The 20,697-nt window shown below is 38.8% G+C and carries 21 protein-coding genes and 2 rRNA genes (1 of these 23 cut by a window edge); 22 read left to right on the forward strand and 1 reads right to left on the reverse strand.

Translation table 11 applies throughout. The annotated features are described in order from the left end of the window. From RCG20_RS11470 to rsmI, 12 genes are all read left to right on the forward strand, one after another. Positions 1-1,836 (forward strand): 23S ribosomal RNA (locus RCG20_RS11470); it begins 1,096 nt to the left of the window's first position. A gap of 75 nt (positions 1,837-1,911) precedes the next feature. Beyond that, a 5S ribosomal RNA gene (gene rrf, locus RCG20_RS11475) occupies positions 1,912-2,027 on the forward strand. 276 nt (positions 2,028-2,303) lie between these two features. Further along, positions 2,304-2,522, forward strand: a complete 219-nt coding sequence (locus RCG20_RS11480) for a sigma factor G inhibitor Gin (RefSeq protein WP_374120462.1) — start codon at positions 2,304-2,306, stop codon at positions 2,520-2,522. A gap of 227 nt (positions 2,523-2,749) precedes the next feature. Continuing rightward, positions 2,750-4,174: an aminotransferase class I/II-fold pyridoxal phosphate-dependent enzyme gene (locus RCG20_RS11485; RefSeq protein ID WP_308180297.1), complete on the forward strand. Its 1,425-nt coding sequence runs from the start codon at positions 2,750-2,752 to the stop codon at positions 4,172-4,174. Between the two features lie 27 nt (positions 4,175-4,201). Continuing rightward, positions 4,202-4,825: a dTMP kinase gene (gene tmk, locus RCG20_RS11490; RefSeq protein ID WP_308180299.1), complete on the forward strand. Its 624-nt coding sequence runs from the start codon at positions 4,202-4,204 to the stop codon at positions 4,823-4,825. Between the two features lie 305 nt (positions 4,826-5,130). Beyond that, on the forward strand, positions 5,131-5,460 hold the full coding sequence (locus RCG20_RS11495; protein ID WP_308180301.1) for a cyclic di-AMP receptor DarA: 330 nt from the start codon (positions 5,131-5,133) through the stop codon (positions 5,458-5,460). Between the two features lie 37 nt (positions 5,461-5,497). Continuing rightward, complete coding sequence (gene holB, locus RCG20_RS11500; RefSeq protein ID WP_308180302.1) at positions 5,498-6,505, forward strand: DNA polymerase III subunit delta'; 1,008 nt, start codon at positions 5,498-5,500, stop codon at positions 6,503-6,505. Next, positions 6,498-7,325, forward strand: coding sequence for a PSP1 domain-containing protein (locus tag RCG20_RS11505; RefSeq protein WP_308180303.1), 828 nt, complete (start codon positions 6,498-6,500; stop codon positions 7,323-7,325). Before holB ends, RCG20_RS11505 begins: the two co-directional genes overlap by 8 nt. A 13-nt stretch (positions 7,326-7,338) precedes the next feature. Continuing rightward, positions 7,339-7,707, forward strand: coding sequence for a DNA replication initiation control protein YabA (gene yabA / locus RCG20_RS11510; RefSeq protein ID WP_308180304.1), 369 nt, complete (start codon positions 7,339-7,341; stop codon positions 7,705-7,707). Between the two features lie 49 nt (positions 7,708-7,756). Continuing rightward, positions 7,757-8,500 carry a tRNA1(Val) (adenine(37)-N6)-methyltransferase gene (locus tag RCG20_RS11515; protein ID WP_308180305.1) on the forward strand — a complete coding sequence of 248 codons (744 nt, stop codon included), beginning with the start codon at positions 7,757-7,759 and terminating at the stop codon, positions 8,498-8,500. Continuing rightward, positions 8,487-8,774 (forward strand): GIY-YIG nuclease family protein, encoded by a 288-nt coding sequence (locus RCG20_RS11520; protein ID WP_308180306.1) that lies wholly within the window; start codon positions 8,487-8,489, stop codon positions 8,772-8,774. Before RCG20_RS11515 ends, RCG20_RS11520 begins: the two co-directional genes overlap by 14 nt. Next, a complete protein-coding gene (gene rsmI, locus RCG20_RS11525) occupies positions 8,752-9,627 on the forward strand; it encodes a 16S rRNA (cytidine(1402)-2'-O)-methyltransferase (protein WP_308180307.1) in 876 nt (291 codons plus the stop codon). The genes RCG20_RS11520 and rsmI overlap by 23 nt, the downstream gene beginning before the upstream one ends. Before the next feature lie 142 nt (positions 9,628-9,769). Here rsmI and RCG20_RS11530 read toward each other — a convergent pair whose 3' ends face one another. Further along, on the reverse strand, positions 9,770-10,060 hold the full coding sequence (locus tag RCG20_RS11530) for a transition state genes transcriptional regulator AbrB (protein WP_308184331.1): 291 nt from the start codon (positions 10,058-10,060) through the stop codon (positions 9,770-9,772). 466 nt (positions 10,061-10,526) lie between these two features. On the opposite strand from RCG20_RS11530, the gene metG reads away from it, so the two are divergent. From metG to purR, 10 genes are all read left to right on the forward strand, one after another. Beyond that, positions 10,527-12,479 carry a methionine--tRNA ligase gene (gene metG / locus RCG20_RS11535; protein ID WP_308180308.1) on the forward strand — a complete coding sequence of 651 codons (1,953 nt, stop codon included), beginning with the start codon at positions 10,527-10,529 and terminating at the stop codon, positions 12,477-12,479. Between the two features lie 165 nt (positions 12,480-12,644). Further along, positions 12,645-13,412, forward strand: coding sequence for a TatD family hydrolase (locus tag RCG20_RS11540; protein ID WP_308180309.1), 768 nt, complete (start codon positions 12,645-12,647; stop codon positions 13,410-13,412). A gap of 236 nt (positions 13,413-13,648) precedes the next feature. Further along, a complete protein-coding gene (locus tag RCG20_RS11545; protein WP_308180310.1) occupies positions 13,649-14,833 on the forward strand; it encodes a ubiquitin-like domain-containing protein in 1,185 nt (394 codons plus the stop codon). Positions 14,834-15,215: 382 nt separating this feature from the next. Further along, entirely contained in the window at positions 15,216-15,776 is a 561-nt protein-coding gene (gene rnmV, locus RCG20_RS11550) for a ribonuclease M5 (RefSeq protein ID WP_308180311.1), read from the forward strand. Then, the gene (gene rsmA, locus RCG20_RS11555) at positions 15,769-16,647 is read left to right on the forward strand and encodes a 16S rRNA (adenine(1518)-N(6)/adenine(1519)-N(6))-dimethyltransferase RsmA (RefSeq protein WP_308180312.1); all 879 of its coding nucleotides are present in this window, start codon (positions 15,769-15,771) and stop codon (positions 16,645-16,647) included. The genes rnmV and rsmA overlap by 8 nt, the downstream gene beginning before the upstream one ends. A 198-nt stretch (positions 16,648-16,845) precedes the next feature. Then, positions 16,846-17,724 carry a sporulation peptidase YabG gene (yabG, locus tag RCG20_RS11560; RefSeq protein WP_308180313.1) on the forward strand — a complete coding sequence of 293 codons (879 nt, stop codon included), beginning with the start codon at positions 16,846-16,848 and terminating at the stop codon, positions 17,722-17,724. Positions 17,725-17,932: 208 nt separating this feature from the next. After that, a complete protein-coding gene (gene veg, locus RCG20_RS11565; RefSeq protein ID WP_308180314.1) occupies positions 17,933-18,196 on the forward strand; it encodes a biofilm formation stimulator Veg in 264 nt (87 codons plus the stop codon). A 296-nt stretch (positions 18,197-18,492) separates the two neighbouring features. Beyond that, the gene (locus tag RCG20_RS11570; protein ID WP_308180315.1) at positions 18,493-18,669 is read left to right on the forward strand and encodes a small, acid-soluble spore protein, alpha/beta type; all 177 of its coding nucleotides are present in this window, start codon (positions 18,493-18,495) and stop codon (positions 18,667-18,669) included. Positions 18,670-18,891: 222 nt separating this feature from the next. After that, entirely contained in the window at positions 18,892-19,761 is an 870-nt protein-coding gene (gene ispE / locus RCG20_RS11575; RefSeq protein ID WP_308180316.1) for a 4-(cytidine 5'-diphospho)-2-C-methyl-D-erythritol kinase, read from the forward strand. 57 nt (positions 19,762-19,818) lie between these two features. After that, positions 19,819-20,649 (forward strand): pur operon repressor, encoded by an 831-nt coding sequence (gene purR, locus RCG20_RS11580; RefSeq protein ID WP_308180317.1) that lies wholly within the window; start codon positions 19,819-19,821, stop codon positions 20,647-20,649. The last annotated feature ends 48 nt before the right edge of the window (positions 20,650-20,697 follow it).

Consider the following 20,697-nt stretch of genomic DNA (forward strand, 5'->3'; position numbering starts at 1 on the left):
ACCAGGATGTTGGCTCAGAAGCAGCCACCATTTAAAGAGTGCGTAATAGCTCACTGGTCGAGTGACTCTGCGCCGAAAATGTACCGGGGCTAAACGTATCACCGAAGCTGTGGATTGACATCTTAGATGTCAGTGGTAGGAGAGCGTTCTAAGGGCGTTGAAGCTAGATCGTAAGGACTAGTGGAGCGCTTAGAAGTGAGAATGCCGGTATGAGTAGCGAAAGATGAGTGAGAATCTCATCCACCGAATGCCCAAGGTTTCCTGAGGAAGGCTCGTCCGCTCAGGGTTAGTCGGGACCTAAGCCGAGGCCGAAAGGCGTAGGCGATGGATAACAGGTTGATATTCCTGTACCACCTCTTTATCGTTTGAGCAATGGGGGGACGCAGAAGGATAGGGTAAGCGCGCTGTTGGATATGCGCGTCTAAGCAGTTAGGCTGTCAGTGAGGCAAATCCCGCTGGCGTGAAGGCTGAGCTGTGATAGCGAGGGAAATTTAGTACCGAAGTTCCTGATTCCACACTGCCAAGAAAAGCCTCTAGCGAGATAAATGGTGCCCGTACCGCAAACCGACACAGGTAGGCGAGGAGAGAATCCTAAGGTGAGCGAGAGAACTCTCGTTAAGGAACTCGGCAAAATGACCCCGTAACTTCGGGAGAAGGGGTGCTCTTTGGGTGAATAGCCTCGAAGAGCCGCAGTGAATAGGCCCAGGCGACTGTTTAGCAAAAACACAGGTCTCTGCGAAGCCGCAAGGCGAAGTATAGGGGCTGACGCCTGCCCGGTGCTGGAAGGTTAAAAGGAGGGGTTAGCGCAAGCGAAGCTCTGAATTGAAGCCCCAGTAAACGGCGGCCGTAACTATAACGGTCCTAAGGTAGCGAAATTCCTTGTCGGGTAAGTTCCGACCCGCACGAAAGGCGTAACGATCTGGGCACTGTCTCAACGAGAGACTCGGTGAAATTATAGTACCTGTGAAGATGCAGGTTACCCGCGACAGGACGGAAAGACCCCGTGGAGCTTTACTGTAGCCTGATATTGAATTTTGGTACAGCTTGTACAGGATAGGTAGGAGCCTGAGAAGCCGGAGCGCTAGCTTCGGTGGAGGCGTCGGTGGGATACTACCCTGGCTGTATTGAAATTCTAACCCACACCCACATATCTGGGTGGGAGACAGTGTCAGGTGGGCAGTTTGACTGGGGCGGTCGCCTCCTAAAGAGTAACGGAGGCGCCCAAAGGTTCCCTCAGAATGGTTGGAAATCATTCGCAGAGTGTAAAGGCACAAGGGAGCTTGACTGCGAGACCTACAAGTCGAGCAGGGACGAAAGTCGGGCTTAGTGATCCGGTGGTTCCGCATGGAAGGGCCATCGCTCAACGGATAAAAGCTACCCGGGGATAACAGGCTTATCTCCCCAAGAGTCCACATCGACGGGGAGGTTTGGCACCTCGATGTCGGCTCATCGCATCCTGGGGCTGTAGTCGGTCCCAAGGGTTGGGCTGTTCGCCCATTAAAGCGGTACGCGAGCTGGGTTCAGAACGTCGTGAGACAGTTCGGTCCCTATCCGTCGTGGGCGCAGGAAATTTGAGAGGAGCTGTCCTTAGTACGAGAGGACCGGGATGGACGCACCGCTGGTGTACCAGTTGTCTTGCCAAAGGCATCGCTGGGTAGCTATGTGCGGACGGGATAAGTGCTGAAAGCATCTAAGCATGAAGCCCCCCTCAAGATGAGATTTCCCATAGCGTCAAGCTAGTAAGATCCCTGAAAGATGATCAGGTTGATAGGTCAGAGGTGGAAGCGTGGCAACATGTGGAGCTGACTGATACTAATCGATCGAGGACTTAACCATTTTTAAAGCGATCTCGTTCTTAATACTTCTTCTGCATTATCTAGTTTTGAGGGAATAAGCCTCAAAAGAAAATAGTCCGGTAATTATGGCAAGAAGGTCACACCCGTTCCCATACCGAACACGGAAGTTAAGCTTCTTTGCGCCGATGGTAGTTGGGACTTTGTCCCTGTGAGAGTAGGACGTTGCCGGGCAAATAAAAGGACAACCTTAATTGGGTTGTCCTTCTTTTGTTATGTCAAAATTTATTTCTTGATTCTTCAAAAAGGTGGAGGCTGAAATAAATCATAAAGAAGATAAAATGATCATCTAAAGAGGTGTAAAAAAAGTACGAAGTGTTTTCAAAGAAATCTCTCATAGACATACACCCAAATGACTGCCGTTACATAAAGTAGTAGCAAGGAACTTAAAATAGATGAGAATTTTTCAAAAATTGTTTACAAATCAAGGGACAAGGGAAGAATAGATGTATGGAGGTGGAGGAATTGAGTTCGCTGTTAGCACATAGTCAGTTTGGGGAAACGTGCGTTATTTGTGAGCAACTAAAGCCAAATGGTATACATCTATACACTTCATTTATTTGTGAAAAATGTGAAAAAGATATAATTAGAGCAAAAACAAATGATCCGAGATATAAATTTTATCTTAAACAGCTAAAAAAAGTCACGACACCTGAAATTTTTTCATAACAAGTCCTTTTAGGGCTTATTTTTTTTTGAAAAGATGAGTTACTAACTTTATAGGTAGAAAGTAAGCAGAGAGCTGTAAGTAATTAAGGGTTGATTGTGCGTCTTCTTCACCAGATCGTGTTTGATTTGTACTTATATTTCCTTTATTTCCATACTTAGGTTGGGGAGTTGAGACTTATGTATGTTTTTTGTTAAACTATATGAGACTCTAAGAAGGAAGTATAATTATGAATCAATATAAAACACCTTTATGTGATGCATTATTCCAACATATTAAGAGAGATCCAATTTCATTTCATGTACCCGGTCATAAATATGGTGAAGTTTTCAGATCAGCAGAAAAGGCTAGGTTTCAATCATTATTAAAAATTGATGCCACTGAACTGTCCGGTTTAGATGATTTGCATTCACCAGAAGGGGTAATATTAGAATCAGAGGCACTTCTAGCCGATCTGTATAAAATAAAAAAAAGCTTTTTTCTAGTGAATGGTTCAACGGGTGGGAATTTAACTATGGTGATGTCAACGTGTGTGGAAGGTAGTCATGTCCTTGTTCAGCGGAATTGCCATAAATCTATCTTGAATGCCTTAAAGTTAGCGAAGGTACATCCGATTTTTTTGGAACCAGAGTTTGACTATGATTGGAAGATTGCTACCTCTGTAACTCCGCAAACAGTTAAAGATGCAATTGCATTATATCCAGATGCGAAAGCAGTTATTTTAACGTATCCCAACTATTACGGAATGGCATATGATTTAGAGGGTATTATCAAGCATGCACATCACCACAGGATACCTGTCCTAGTGGATGAAGCACATGGGCCACATTTTATCTTTGGTGAGCCTATGCCGAAATCAGCTGTTCAGCTAGGGGCTGATCTGGTAGTGCAATCGGCGCATAAATTACTGCCAGCCATGACAATGGGTTCTTATTTACACTTTAATAGTGGTTTAATCGATCTACATATGGTGAAGGAATATTTGCAAATTTTTCAATCAAGTAGCCCATCATACCCGATTATGGCCTCTTTGGACTTGGCGAGAAGCTACTTGGCTACATATCAACGTGAGGATATAGATTACATATTAAAAGAAATACAACAATTTAAGGAAGATCTTAATGGAATCCCTGGTATAAGGGTCTTAGATTATTTAGGAAAAGGTGATCCTTTAAAGGTAACAATTCAGTCGACTTGTGGATTAAGTGGTTTTGAACTTCAAAGGAAGTTTGAAGAAGTGGGAGTTTTTACAGAGCTTGCGGATCCTTTAAATGTCTTGTTTGTCCTGCCACTTTTAAAAGCAGATCAAAGTTACCCGTTTGCTGAAGCTGCTACAAAAATAAAGGGAAGTTTAAAGGATATTCCGTTTTATCCAATAAAAGATTTTGCACCCATGCACAATAATAGAATATCTGGTTTATCATTTTCCTACCAAGAGATGCAAGGATTAGAAAAAGTAGAGATGCCTATTACTGAAGCAATTGGAAAGGTTGCAGCCGAAATGATCATTCCCTATCCACCTGGTATTCCGTTGCTACTAGTAGGGGAAAGGATCACACAGGAGAGGATAGAAAGCCTAATAAGATTAATTGAGAGCGGCGCGAAATTTCAAGGTAGCAGAGACCTCAAAAAGGGCTTAATAAATGTTTTTTAAAGACAATGTTTTGGGGGTTTAATTACAATGACAAAAGGAATTTTTATTACATTTGAAGGCCCAGAGGGTGCTGGAAAAACAACCATAATTCAAATGATAGCTGAACAATTCGATAATGTGCTTCTTACAAGAGAACCGGGTGGAATTGATATAGCTGAACAAATAAGAAAAGTAATACTAGATAAGGGAAATACAGCCATGGATCCCCGTACAGAGGCATTACTCTATGCAGCTGCACGGAGGCAGCATCTGATTGAAAAGGTAAAGCCTGCCCTTGATGAGGGGAAATTGGTCTTTTGTGATCGGTTTGTTGATAGCTCCTTAGCTTATCAGGGTCATGCACGAGGATTAGGAATTGAAGAAGTATTTGATATTAATCAATTTGCCATTGAGCACATGATGCCTGATTTGACTCTCTACTTTGATATTGAACCAGAATTGGGATTAAAGCGAATCAATAGTCATAGTGGAAGGGAAGTTAATCGATTAGATCTAGAAAAAATAGAATTCCACCAAAAGGTGAGAGAAGGGTATCACCTTTTGCTGGCACAGTTCCCTAAAAGAATCATCAAAATAGATGCCTCACTCCCACTAGAAGAAGTTTTTCAAAAGACTATTTGTATTATCAATGAACGAATAAAAAATCTTTAAAGACTCGCCAACTGGCGGGTTTTCTTTTACTTATAAAAATAATTAATTAATGCTCAATCCATTAGTGCAGCTAGCACTGGACAGTTTTTAAGTTGAAAAAGTGTATACCTTCTTATCATATAAAGAGCATTTGGCTGTCAAAGGACGGCTTTCCCAACTACCGCTAGGATGCTTGCTAGGGCTAAATGAGGCTCTATTGTTCTTTTTTTGGGAAAACTACTTTGTATTAGAAATGTAACGAGTAATAATACCTGTTATAATATAGGAAAGTATAATGTCGGAAAAAGATAAGGGAGGGATTAAAGGTGAAATTAATAATGGCTGTTGTTCAGGATCAAGATAGCAATCGATTATCTAAAGTGTTGGTAGAGAATAATTTCAGGGCTACAAAGTTGGCGACGACAGGTGGATTTTTGAAGTCAGGGAATACGACTTTTATGATTGGTACGGAAGATAGTAGGGTAGAACGAGCTTTGCAGATAATTAAAGAAAATTGCAGGTCAAGGGAACAACTAGTGGCACCCGTTTCCCCGATGGGAGGGAATGCAGATTCTTATGTTCCCTATCCAGTTGAAGTCGAGGTAGGCGGGGCAACAGTATTTGTCCTTCCTATTGAACAGTTTCTCCAATTTTAACATTTAGATGAAGTTAATATAAAAGTGAGTGATAAGCTTGGTAAAAACATGGGATCAACTTGAGAAAATACAGCCAACCATACTGAAGATGATGAAGAATAGTTTGTTGAAGGACAGGGTGGCCCATGCATATCTACTAGAAGGGATGCGGGGGACTGGGAAGCAAGAAACAGGTATGTTAATTGCAAAAGTTTTGCTTTGCGTGTCTCCTGTCGATGGGTATCTCCCTTGTGAAGCTTGTATTAATTGCAAACGGATCAACAGTGGAAATCATCCAGATGTTCATGTGATAGAACCTGATGGGTTATCGATAAAGAAACAACAAATTAAAGAGTTGCAAGGTGAGTTTTCTAAAAAGGGGGTAGAATCCTCAAAGAAAATTTATATGATTGTCCATGCAGATAAGATGTCTGTAAGTGCTTCTAATAGTCTGTTGAAATTTTTAGAAGAGCCTAGTTCGCAAACTGTGGCATTCTTAGTAACTGAACAATATCAAAAAATGTTACCTACTATTCTTTCTAGATGCCAGATCTTGTCTTTTAAGCCTTTGCTACCTCATATAATGGCTCAAGAATTGATAGAAAATGGGGTTGAGCCGTCGAATGCACGATTACTTGTACATTTGACAAATAATTTAGATGAAGCAATTGCATTAAATGTTGATGATTGGTTTGCACAAGCCCAAAAAATAGTGTTAAAATTATATAAAATGTTGGAAAAAAATCCGCTCGAGGCAATGGTCACTCTTCAAGGGGATTGGTATCCGCATTTTAAAGAGAAAGAACAAATTGATCGTGGTTTAGATCTTTTACTTCTTATTTTTAAGGATTTATTATATATACAAATAGGTAAAGAAGAACAGATCGTTTTTATAAAGGAAAAGGAACAACTTGAACAATTTGCTTTAAGAGCGTCTTCTCAGAGTTTAACCAACCAGATGGTAGCAATTCTTGATGCAAAAAGAAAGCTGCAAGCCAATATGAATCCTCAGCTGTTGATGGAACAGCTTGTGTTAAAATTGCAGGAGGGATCTTCATTTGTATGATGTAGTCGGAGTACGCTTTAAAAAGGCGGGGAAAATCTATTATTTTGAACCCGGAGATCTCTCGATTCAAAAAGACGACTTTGTAATTGTTGAAACTGTTCGAGGTGTAGAATACGGAAAAGTCGTAATTGCCCGCAAACAAGTTGGAGAACACGATGTTGTACTTCCTTTGAAAAAAGTCGTTAGAATTGCTGATCAAAAGGATCGAATGATTGTAGAGGAAAATAAACAGGCAGCCAATGAAGCATATACGGTATGCAATGAAAAAGTAATCGAACATCAACTAGATATGAAACTGGTAGATGTTGAATATACATTTGACCGCAACAAAGTCATATTCTATTTTACAGCAGATGGAAGAGTTGATTTCCGTGAGCTTGTAAAAGATTTAGCGGCAATTTTCCGAACACGCATCGAATTACGACAAATAGGCGTTCGGGATGAAGCTAAGATGCTTGGAGGAATTGGTCCATGTGGTAGAATGCTATGCTGTTCCACCTTTTTAGGTGACTTTGACCCAGTTTCCATAAAAATGGCGAAAGACCAAAATCTCTCTTTAAACCCAACAAAAATTTCGGGTTTATGCGGACGACTTATGTGTTGCTTGAAATATGAGAATGATGAATATGAAGCAGCTAAACAACAGTTACCTGATCTTGGAGAGGTAATAGATACTCCTCTTGGCTCAGGGAAAGTGGTAGGATTAAATTTATTAGAGCGGGTACTACAGGTGGAGATTAAAGAACTGGAACGAGTTCTAGAATACACACTAGATGAAATAATTAAAGAGGGTGCCTTTTCTATACCATCCACAGATTAATGAGGTGGAAGACGTGGATAAAAAAGAAATTTTTGATTCTGTAAGTAATATGGAAACACAAATTGGCAATCTATATCAACGGCTTGGAGAATTAAAGCAGCACTTGGCTGAAATCCTCGAAGAAAACAATTCTCTGAAAATTGAGAATGGTCTTTTGCGACGTCGATTGGAATCAACTTCAGAAAAAAAGAATGAAGCTCCAGGAGATAAAAAAGGGGTTAGTCAGGAAACAGATAGGGACAAGTTGTTTGATATAGGTGAGGGCTATGATAATCTTGCCCGTATTTACCAGGAGGGTTTTCATATTTGTAACCTTCACTTTGGTAGCCTGCGTAAGGATGGAGATTGTTTGTTCTGTCTATCCTTTTTAAACAAGAAATAATGCCTTGCCTTCCTTAAAAAGGGAAGGCTATTTTTACGGAGGAATAAATATGGTGAATTTGAAAGAGGATGAACGTTTAGACTACTTGCTTGCTGAAGAATTAAGGATCATTCAAAGTCCGTCCGTATTTTCCTTTTCCCTTGATGCTGTACTACTTGCAAAGTTTGTATATGTCCCCATTCAAAAGGGAAACTTAATAGACTTATGTAGCGGCAATGGAGTGATTCCATTATTTTTAAGTACACGTACAAAAGGGCATATTACGGGAGTTGAAATTCAAGAGCGATTATTTGATATGGCCCAAAGAAGTATTGACTATAATGGGCTCAAAGAGCGTCTTCACATGATTTGTGGGGATATAAACAACATGCCTAAGGAAATGGGCCATGGGAAGTTTGATATTGTAACGTGCAATCCCCCTTATTTTATTACACCCTCAAGTGAAGAGATCAATTTAAATGAGCACCTTGCTATTGCACGTCATGAAATTTTATGCACACTTGATGATGCAATCCGTGTTTCGAGTCAATTGGTCAGGACAGGAGGAAAGGTAGCTTTTGTCCACCGTCCAGACCGATTGATTGACATTATTACTTATATGCGGCAATATCGGCTTGAACCGAAGCGGGTTCAATTTGTCCATCCTAAGAATGGCAAGGATGCAAATATGATATTGGTGGAGGCAACAAAAGATGGAAATACTGGTCTGAAAATATTACCCCCACTTGTTGTCTATAATGAGGATAATGAATATACCCCTGAAATAAGAGAGATTTTATATGGAAACAAATGAGCATTTCTTTTATGTGTTAACGTGCAAAGACGGAAGTTTTTATGGAGGGTATACCAATAATCTTGAGCGACGAATTGGGCTTCATAATGCTGGAAAAGGAGCTAAATATACACGTGGTAGAGGTCCTGTATCGTTAACTCACTTTAGACAGTTTTCTAGTAAAAGTGAAGCGTTAAAGGCTGAATGTTATTTTAAAAGTTTATCTCGTAAAAAGAAAGTAGAGTTTTTAAATAGGGAAACGGGTGGATATGATGTGGCAACAAAAAAGCTTTGATCAGGAAGAACACAAGGCGATACTATATCTTGTTCCAACGCCAATTGGAAATTTAGAGGATATGAGTTTTCGGGCAGTTAGAATATTAAAAGAGGTAGATTTTATTGCTGCAGAAGATACAAGAAATACAAAGAAATTGTGTAATTATTTTGAAATTACTACACCCCTCGTTAGCTACCATGAGCATAATAAAGAAACGAGTGGAGAGAAGCTAATTGAAAAGTTAAAAGAAGGATTAAAAATTGCATTGGTAAGTGATGCTGGAATGCCAACCATCTCTGATCCTGGATTTGAGCTTGTCTCTGCTGCTTTAAAAGAAAATCTGACAGTAGTTCCTTTACCTGGAGCAAACGCAGCACTTACGTCTTTAATTGCCTCAGGACTTCCAAGTCAGCCATTTTACTTTTACGGTTTTCTGAATCGGCAAAGGAAAGAAAAGAAAAAAGAATTGGAACGCTTGAAGAAGCAGTCTGATACGATTGTTTTTTATGAGTCGCCCCATCGTCTTAAAGAAACGTTGAATCTGATGTTAGAGATACTTGGAGATCGCAATACAGCTCTTTGTAGGGAACTGACGAAAAGATATGAGGAATTTATTAGAGGTACGCTGACAGAGGTAAATGAATGGGCTAGGCAGGATGAAATACGTGGAGAATTTTGTATTATTATCGAAGGGTCAAATGAGAAGCAAACTGATGAAGAAACGGGTTGGTGGGAACATTTAACGATTGAAGAGCATGTCGATCATTATATTGCAGAAAATAATATCCCGTCAAAGGAAGCTATTAAACATGTAGCAATAGACCGAGGGCTCAATAAAAGGGATGTTTACCAGGCATACCATATAGACTAGAAAGCGAAAGTGCCCCTACAAAGCACTATAAGGGTTGAAATGATTTTGAGTGGATTAGAATTGTGCTAGATAATAATCAAGCTTTAAGATATAAATTCTGATTAACAAAAAAAAGCTTCTCCAGTTGGAGAAGCTTTAGATATTATTTTGCTAATTCAAATGAGTTTTGAATTTCTTTTATTAACTGTTCAGCGCCTTCACGGCTAAGGATTAGCTTTCCACCTGCAAGTGCTAAGTTGTCATCAGACACTTCACCAGTTACTTGGCAAGTCATGTTTGCTTTGTACTTTTTCAAGATAATACGCTCTTCGTCAACATAGATTTCAAGAGCATCTTTCTCAGCAATACCTAGAGTACGTCTTAATTCGATTGGAATAACCACACGGCCTAACTCGTCAACTTTACGGACAATACCAGTAGATTTCATTAATATTATCTCCTCTCAAATGCATGATTCTATATTTTTTATTCGTCATTATTCGACAAATTTCTTATAACTCTATAATACCAGGCATTCCCATATTCGTCAATTATTTTATATTAAAAAATAACGGGAAAATTTGTATGCCTTGTAGAGCATTAATTTATCACGGTTTTGCGGAAAATAAGAGGCTGAATAGTACATTTCAATCCACTTAAAATAGAAAAAGGAATCGGATTGAAAATCTTTATTTCGACAAATCTTTACAAACTCCAACATATCTACTACACGTTTCGACGATACCTTTCTTTTTAATGGGGTAGGGAGTTTAGTTTTATATTGGAAAAGCGTGTATGTGGATGGGCTTGTTGCACAAAGTGTTATTTTTCGGTATATTTTGATGATAGAAGAGGGTAAAAAAAGGTAATAATGATTAAATAAGATTTTTGTGTTTTGCACTATCTAAGGAGGGTTACAAATGCAGGATAAATTAAAAACTTTTTATATTACAACTCCAATTTATTATCCAAGCGGCAATTTACATATAGGGCATGCCTATACGACCGTTGCAGGTGATGCAATGGCACGTTATAAGCGCTTGCGTGGATATGATGTTATGTATTTAACAGGAACGGATGAACATGGGCAAAAAATTCAGCGGAAAGCTGAGGAAAAGGGTATTTCACCACAACAATATGTAGATGAGATTGTTAGTGGAATTCAAGATTTATGGAAAAAACTCGATATTTCATATGATGACTTTATTAGAACGACGCAGGATCGACATAAGCAAGTTGTTGGAAAAATATTTGCAAGATTACTTGAGCAAGGTGATATATATCTTGATCAATATGAAGGCTGGTACTGCACCCCATGTGAATCATTTTATACGGATCGCCAACTAGTTGAAGGCAATTGCCCGGATTGCGGCAGACCAGTTGAAAAGGTAAAAGAGGAATCATACTTCTTTAGAATGGGTAAGTATTCTGATCGATTGATGAAATATTATGAAGAAAACCCTGACTTTATCCAGCCAGAGTCTCGTAAAAATGAAATGATTAATAACTTTATTAAACCAGGACTTGAGGATTTAGCTGTTTCAAGAACAACATTTGATTGGGGTATTAAGGTCCCTGGAGATCCAAAACATGTGATTTATGTATGGATTGATGCATTATCAAACTATATCACGGCATTAGGATATGGCACAGATAATGACGCAAAATATTTAAATTACTGGCCTGCGGATGTCCACCTCGTTGGAAAAGAAATCGTCCGCTTCCACACCATTTATTGGCCTATTATGTTAATGGCACTTGATATCCCTCTACCTAAAAAAGTGTTTGCTCATGGCTGGCTGTTAATGAAGGACGGAAAGATGTCAAAATCAAAGGGGAACGTCGTTGATCCAGTTACTTTAATTGATCGATACGGCCTTGATGCTCTTCGTTATTATTTATTAAGAGAAGTACCTTTTGGCGCTGATGGTGTTTTCACACCAGAGGGATTTGTCGAAAGAATTAATTTCGATCTTGCAAATGATCTTGGAAATCTGTTGAACCGTACCGTTGCCATGGTGGAAAAATATTTTGATGGTGTGGTTCCTGCCTATTCTGGCTCTGTAGGCGAATTTGATGCTGCTTTACTTCAAGTAAATCAAGAAGTGGTTTCAAAGTATGAAGAGGCAATGGAAAAAATGGAGTTTTCTGTCGCATTGACATCGATATGGCAGCTCGTCAGCAGAAGCAATAAATATATTGATGAAACCCAACCCTGGACATTGGCTAAGTCAGAGGAACATAAATTGGAACTTTCAAACGTGATGATTCATTTAGTCGAATCATTGCGCAGAATAGCTATACTACTCCAACCGTTCTTAACACGTACACCGAATGAGATTTTTAAACAATTAGGTCTTCAAGATGAGTCATTTAAAACATGGGATGGTCTTGAAAGATTTGGAGATATTCCTTCTGGAACAAAAGTAGAAAAAGGGGAACCGATCTTCCCAAGGCTTGAAATTGCAGATGAGGTTGCTTTTATTAAGACAAAAATGCAAGGTTCAACACCTGTTGTCGAAGAAGCGAAGGAAGCTGTTCCTGAAGTAGATGAAATTACAATCGATGATTTCATGAAAATTGACTTGAGAGTGGCAGAGGTAATTCAAGCTGAACCAGTTAAGAAGACAGATAAACTATTGAAGCTCCAACTCGATCTAGGCTATGAAAAACGTCAAGTAGTTTCTGGAATTGCTCAATACTATAAACCAGAGGAATTGGTTGGTCGGAAGGTAATTTGTATTACCAACTTAAAACCGGTTAAGCTCCGTGGTGAACTGTCACAAGGGATGATTTTGGCAGGTTCTAAAGATGGTGCTTTATCACTGGCAACAGTCGATCAAACATTACCGAATGGAGCAAAGGTTAAATAAAAAAACGTTCTGATTAGAAATTTACTTGCCTCAATTTCTTGTATTGTTTAAACGGTTGGATTACTTTTTTTAGAAATGTTCCACGTGTAACAAATTTCGGGGCATTTCTATTTTTTTTATACTAAAAGAACAAGGTTCGACCAAAAATGTTTATAGGAGCGAAAAATGTTATTTGATACACATGCGCATTTAAATGCAGATCAATTTAGTGAGGATTTAGAGGATGTAATTTCCCGGGCCCAAGATACAGGAGTATCCACGATAGTTGTCGTTGGCTTTGATCGCCCAACCATTAAAAGGGCAATTGAGTTAGCAGACAAATATGAGTTTATCTATGCTTCCGTTGGTTGGCATCCTGTGGATGCAATTGATATGACTGAAGGAGATTTAAAATGGATTGAAGAACTTTCCGCCCATCCAAAAGTAGTCGCCCTTGGGGAAATGGGTCTTGATTATTATTGGGATAAATCGCCAAAGGATATTCAAAAGGAAGTATTTCGTAAACAAATCAAACTAGCAAAAAAAGTAAAACTTCCAATTGTTATACACAACCGTGAAGCAACTGCTGATGTTATGGAAATTTTAAAAGAAGAGGGTGCTGAGGAAGTAGGAGGTATTATGCACTGCTTCAGTGGAAGCCCTGAGATTGCAAAAGAATGCGTGAATATGAATTTTTATATTTCCTTAGGTGGTCCAGTAACCTTTAAAAATGCAAAAAAACCAAAGGAAGTGGCGGCAGAGATTCCATTAGAGAAGTTGCTAATTGAGACAGACTGTCCATACCTAGCTCCCCATCCTTTTCGTGGAAAGCGTAACGAACCAAGCTATGTAAAATTGGTTGCGGAAGAAATTGCAGAAATAAAAGGGATCTCATTTGCAGAAATTGCTGAAGTAACTACAAGGAATGCAAAAAAACTATTTGACATAAAATGACACGAATTTTGAAAAAAACAGGCGAAGTTTGTCCTGTTTTTTTCTTTTAACAAAAAGTTCTACATTCCTCCCTTTTCTCATAGGATAACCATGTCGATAAGTTTCCCTTTGCAATCTATCCAACATTAGGCATAATTAGTAATACATTCAGGTAAATGCAAAGGTTGACAGTTGATAGTTAAGTTCTTTATAATCACTCTCAGGAAAAGGAGGCGTTTTTCATCGTATTCAAAAACATGAAAAATCTGTTTTCTAAGTCTTTGAGAAATAAAAAATGGACGATTATTTTTGCTAGTTTTGTAGTTTTTGCGGCAACTTTAGGGATTCTTTTCAATGAGGGATCGAAAAAGAGTGTGGCACTAACGCTTAATGGTCAAACAAAGATCATCAAAACACATGCAAATACCGTTCAAGATTTATTAAACGAGTTGCATGTTGTGACTCGCTCACAGGACTACTTGTTTCCCAAGAAAGGCTCTAAGTTGCAGGAAAACTTGAAAATTACTTGGAAACAAGCAAGACAGGTTCGCATTGTAAAAGACAACGAGAAGAAAACGGTCTGGACAACAGCCAACACGGTTGGAGATCTCTTAAAAGAGCAGAAAGTGGTTTTGAACGAACATGATCAAATCTCACCTGGATCGCAAGATGCAATCAAAGATAAGATGAAGATTGAAATTAAGGTAGCAAATCATCTTACTCTGGTTGACGGCGGAAAACAACAACATCAAGTATGGTCCACTTCGACTACGGTCGCTGACTTTTTAACACAACAGGGTATTAAACTTAAACAATTAGACCGAGTTGAACCATCATTATCTGAGAAAATCAGAGAGAATGGTGTTATTAACGTCATTCGAGTAGAAAAAGTCACCGATGTAGTGGAAGAACCAATACTATTTGCCGTAGTAACAAGGAAAGATAGCAGTTTAGCAAAAGGAAAAGAAAAGATTGTCTCGAAAGGGCAGCAAGGGCTTGCCTCAAGAAAGTTTGAAGTAATTCTTGAAAATGGCAAAGAGGTTTCAAGGAAGCTAATTAGTGAAAATAAGGTTAAAGAAAAGCAGGATAAAGTAGTAGCTGTAGGAACGAAGGAACTGGCCCAACAGGTTTCGCGTGGCGAAGGAAGTAATGGAGAAGAATATTATGTAAATACAACCGCTTATACAGCTGATTGTAATGGCTGTTCAGGGAATACAGCAACGGGTATTAACCTTCACGCTAACCCAAATTCTAAAGTGATTGCTGTTGATCCTAGAATCATTCCATTAGGAACAAAAGTCTATGTGGATGGCTATGGATATGCGGTCGCTGCTGATACGGGATCAAATATAAAAGGATTTCGAATTGATGTTTTCTTTTCGTCCAAAGCAGAAGCCTATCGCTGGGGTACTAGAAAAGTAAAAATTAAGGTTCTAAATTAATCTTATCTTTCCATGCAGAGGATCTTTCCTCTGCATTTTGCTTTGGATGGAAAAGGGAAAAGGGCAGAGCGTCGCAAAATAAGTAAATTTAATCTGAGCAAAAATACATTCTTCACTAACAATAAAGTGATGGTTACATTGTTCAAATTGAATAATTAGGTTAGTTTGTTCTCTACATTTGTATTTTTAGAATCGTTGATAGTGGCTCAAGTTATTTTGCTTTTCCAGCCTTTTTCTTTATACTAACAGCAAAAGGGTTGTAATTGTTCGGAGTAAAGCTTCTAATTCAATGTATGAAGGTTTTCAGTATTATAGACGATGGACATTACAAAAATGTTTCAATTTCTTTTCAATTTTGAATTTTTTTATATGTGGAGGAATTATGCGAATTAAAGAAATTATTGTGGTTGAAGGAAAAGATGATACAACAACCATAAAAAGAGCAGTGGATGCTGATACAATTGAAACAAATGGATCTGCATTGAATCAGGAAACAATCGAGAAAATAAAATTAGCTCAAGAAACGAGGGGCGTCATTATTTTTACGGATCCTGATTATCCTGGTGAAAAAATTAGAAAGGCAATTTCTGCACAGGTTCAGGGCTGTAAACATGCCTTTTTGGCAAAAGAAGATGCGATAAGTAAAAAAGGTAAGGGACTTGGAGTTGAACATGCCGACCCTAAAATGATTAGAGAAGCATTAAAGGATGCACAGTTAATGCACGAAACTATTTTAGAAGAAATGACCCAGGGCGATCTCGTAACGGCAGGTCTTGTTGGTGGCGATAAAGCAAAGGAACGAAGGATAAAACTCGGTAAGCTTTTGAAAATTGGATATACAAACGGAAAGCAGCTGCATAAACGTCTAATGATGTTTCAAATTAGCAGGCAGGAATTTGCAACTGCACTCACTGTAATACTTCAGGAGGAAGAAAATGCATAAAGATATTGCTACCCCTGTGAGAACTAGAGGTATTCTTGAAAAATACGGGTTCTCCTTTAAAAAGAGTCTTGGTCAAAACTTTCTTATTGATACAAACATATTGAAAAAAATTGTTCATTTCGCACAAATGGGAGAAGGCACTGGAGCGATAGAAATTGGCCCAGGAATTGGAGCACTTACAGAACAGCTTGCCCGAAGCAGTAAAAAGGTTGTTGCCTTTGAGATTGATCAAAGATTACTCCCTATTTTAGCGGAGACACTTTCTCCTTATTCAAACGTCAAGGTCATTCACCAGGATGTCTTAAAGGCGGATGTGAAGGAAGTTATAAAAGAAGAGTTTAAAGAAATTGAAGACCTAGTGGTTGTTGCGAACTTGCCTTATTATGTAACCACACCGATTATTATGAAGCTTCTCGAGGAACAGCTTCCTATACGCAGTATAGTCGTGATGCTTCAGAAGGAAGTAGCAGACCGAATTTCTGCAAAGCCTGGTACAAAGGATTATGGTTCTCTTTCAATCGCCATTCAGTATTATATGGAGGCTGAGATAGTGATGATTGTTCCGAAAACAGTGTTTGTTCCACAGCCCAATGTGGATTCAGCTGTTATTCGGTTGACGAAAAGAGAAAAGCCTGCAGTCCAAGTTAAAGATGAGGATTTCTTTTTTCAGGTAACAAAGACAAGCTTTGCACAAAGAAGGAAGACTTTGTTGAATAATTTGACAAGTGGGCTTCAAGATGGAAAGCAAAAAAAGGATGAGATCCTAGACGCATTACATAAGAGTGGAATTGACCCGTCTAGAAGAGGAGAAACTCTTTCTCTTGAAGAATTTGCGCGATTAGCGGATGAATTATATGCAAACTTTCACTAGTTTTTGACTGTCTCGCAAAAGTAGCCTAGCCCGCTAAGGGCTGGGCTACTTTCGTTTTTGTGCGCTAATCGGTGAATTTTCTTTATTTCGATTGGAGTGGTACTCCAAAGAATGTCACAAATAAGTACGTGGTTGCATAGCCTATGAGAGGTACTTTATTTGAATGGCCTTTTGTCTGGTCTTATTGGAGTGACTTCGGTGAATATTAAGTTGATGGATGTTGTTGCTAGACGGTCATATAACTGTGATATTCTGTTTCGAGTAATTGATATTGGTGAACGAAATGGTCAAAAATTTGCAGTCCTTTATGGGGAAGATTTCCGCCTTGTAGCAGACTCTCCATATGACGATTTAATTGTGATTAATCCAAATGAACGGGTGAAGCTTACACAGGAATATAGATCTATTGAAGAACAATCCTTTAGACTTTTTACCCAGGATGTTGATTTGTTAAAACAAAGACAGGAATATGAAGTATCTGGAGGATATGCAAAACAAACAAATTATTTTCAAATACCAGGTAAAGTACTTCATTTAGATGGAGATCCAGCTTATTTAAAAAAATGTCTTACTTTATATGAAAAAATTGGTATACCTGTTTTTGGAATACATTGTAGTGAAAAAGAAATGTCCAGTAAAATAGGTCAGCTTCTCGACTATTACCGCCCTGATATACTCGTTATAACAGGTCATGATGCCTATTCAAAGGCAAAGGGGAAAATTAATGATATCAACGCTTACCGCCATTCGAAACATTTTGCAGAAACGGTAATTGAAGCGCGGAGAAAAATCCCCCATCTGGATCAATTGGTTATTTTTGCTGGTGCATGCCAATCGCACTTCGAATCCCTTATTCAAGCAGGGGCGAATTTTGCAAGTTCGCCATCCCGAATTAATATCCATGCATTAGATCCAGTCTATATCGTAGCGAAAATTAGTTTTACGCCCTTTATGGAAAGAATTAATGTCTGGGATGTATTGAGGAATACCTTAACCGGGGAGAAAGGTCTTGGTGGAATTGAAACAAGAGGGGTATTAAGAACAGGGATGCCATATTTGCCAGTACATGAAGAATAGAAAAAGCCTTTAAAGGAATATAAAGGCTTTTTTTGTTATGTACCCTACATATTCCATTCAAAATAAGGCAAATCTAAATATGTTGAAAATTTGCAGAAAAAGAAAGGAAAAAGTTATTGACAAACTTTTTGTTGGACTGATATAATTTAAGTTTTTGTTTGACATAACTGTGTCAGTGTGTTATACTTTACATAGTGAGGTGGACCAAATGCCGAAGACCTTAGCCGATATTAAATTGGGGCTCGACTCGAATTTAGGGAAAAGACTATTGCTTAAAGCAAACGGAGGACGTAGGAAGACGATTGAGCGTTCCGGTGTTTTAGCTGAAACTTACCCTTCTGTTTTTGTAATTGAGTTAGATCAAGATGAAAATGCATTTGAACGTGTTTCATACAGCTATGCTGATGTGTTAACAGAAACAGTTCAAATTACCTTCTATGAAGATGCAACAGGACATGTAGCGTTGAGCTAAACATAAAAACCTTAGCTGGCAGTAAACGAATCGGTTTGCTGCTTTTTACTTTTTCCGAGGTTTTGTTACCACTTATTTTTGATGAAAACCTAACATATACTTTAAAGAAAATTCGCCGATTGGTGACCGCATAAAGGCGATGACAGAGATGTAGTTGCCCTTATTCGCTAGCAGAATTTATGGATATAAATTCTGATTAACTAAAAAAGATATCTACAGATTCGTAAAGAACAACATGAAATAGGACCCCCTTTTGCATACTAAGAATGTCGTGAATGTTGAAAGGGGTTGTTTAGATGGGCAGAAGAAGAGGTGTCATGTCTGATCGTTTTAAAGAAGAGCTTGCCAAAGAGCTTGGTTTTTATGATGTCGTCAAAAAGGAAGGTTGGGGTGGTATTCGAGCAAGGGATGCGGGGAATATGGTCAAACGTGCTATCGAACTCGCTGAACAACAGTTGCTCAAGTCCAGGTAAGACCACTATCCTTTAGCGTAACAATGCTCACTTCTTAATGTTTAAACAAGACATTCATCACGACGAGGTCAGGGATAATTCCTGACCTTTTTTTCGTTTCCTTGACGTGCTAATATATATATTTTGAATAGCATTTTTGGTGAGGATGTCTTACATTTCGCTTTTTGTGGTAAAATAGGACAAAATGTGGATTGCGGAAATTTCAAAAGTAGGTGAGTTTGAGTGAAGCTTGTGGTAAAAGCGCCAGCTAAAATTAATCTTTCATTAGATGTTCTATATAAACGTCCAGATGGTTATCATGAAGTCGAAATGATTATGACAACGATTGATTTGGCTGACCGGGTTGAACTGACATTATTAGATTCAGATAAAATTAATATCCTTTCGCACAATCGTTTTGTTCCAGATGACCAGCGGAATTTGGCATATCAGGCAGCGCAACTTCTTAAGGAACGGTACCAAGTTAAAAAGGGTGTTACGATTACGATTGAAAAAAATATTCCTGTTGCAGCAGGATTAGCGGGTGGATCGAGTGATGCAGCAGCAACGTTAAGAGGCCTTAATAAGCTGTGGAAGCTTGGTTTAACATTGGATGAGTTAGCGGTAATTGGGTCTGAAATAGGTTCGGATGTTTCCTTTTGTGTATATGGGGGAACAGCTATTGCCAAAGGGCGGGGAGAGAAGATCGTAGAACTTCCACCCCCACCGACATGCTGGATAATCCTAGCGAAGCCATTTATAGGAGTGTCGACGGCAGAAGTGTATCGTCGTCTCGATTTAACAGGGATGATGCATCCTAATTTAGATGAGATGATTCAAGGGTTAGAGAATAATAATTATCAGAAGGTTATAAGTCATGTTGGAAACGTTCTTGAAGATGTAACGTTACATCTTCATCCTGAGGTGGCCCAAATTAAAGATCAAATGAAACGTTTTGGCGCTGATGCCGTTTTGATGAGTGGAAGTGGGCCAACGGTTTTTGGAATGGTACAGCATGATTCAAGAATGCATCGAATTTATAATGGGCTTAGAGGGTTTTGTGATCAAGTATTCGCAGTTCGAATTCTTGGAGAGCGCTATCCACTTGATTAAACCCGTACATTAATGATATATTCCTTTTATAATATTCGTCTTTTTTGGAGGTAAAACATGAAATTCCGTCGCAGTGAACGTTTGATTGATATGACGAATTATTTGCTTGAGCACCCGCATCAACTTGTATCCTTGACCTTTTTTTCGGAGCGGTATTCGTCAGCAAAATCGTCAATCAGTGAGGATTTGGTAATCATTAAAGAGACATTTGAACAAAGGGGTATTGGATCACTGCAGACAGTTTCAGGTGCTGCGGGGGGAGTTAAGTTCTTTGTAAAGGTCGGTGAGGAAGAGGCGAAGTTATTTGTCCAAGAACTTTGTGGACTAATTGCCAACCCTGATCGCCTTTTGCCCGGAGGATATTTATATTTAACAGATATTCTTGGAAATCCAACAATTGTTCAAAAGGTGGGTCGAATGATTGCCTCTGCTTATGCGCGTTCTAAGATCGATGTTGTAGTGACGGTTGCGACAAAAGGAATTCCTATTGCCTATGCTGTTGCTCGTCATTTAAATGCGCCTGTGGTCATTGTCAGACGCGACAATAAGGTAACAGAAGGACCAACAGTAAGTATTAATTATGTATCTGGTTCAGCAAAAAGAATTCAAACAATGGTATTGTCTAAGAGGAGCCTGGCAGAAGGTTCAAAAGTTTTAATTGTAGATGATTTCATGAAAGCTGGCGGAACCGTAATGGGAATGATTAGCTTACTAGAGGAATTTAATGCAAAAGTGGCTGGAATAGCTGTCTTAGTTGAAGCAGAAAAAATCAACGAACGACTTGTAGATGAATATTTATCCCTTATCCAGCTATCAGATGTTGATGTGAAGGAAAAAACAATTAGTGTTCACGAAGGAAATTATTTTTCTGCACATCGGGAAGTCTAAATATGCAAAACGAACAAGGTGTTAAAATATAATAAACAAAAATGAAGA

The sequence above is a fragment of the Neobacillus sp. PS3-40 genome (genome assembly GCF_030915485.1).
Taxonomy (GTDB): domain Bacteria; phylum Bacillota; class Bacilli; order Bacillales; family Cytobacillaceae; genus JAUZPL01.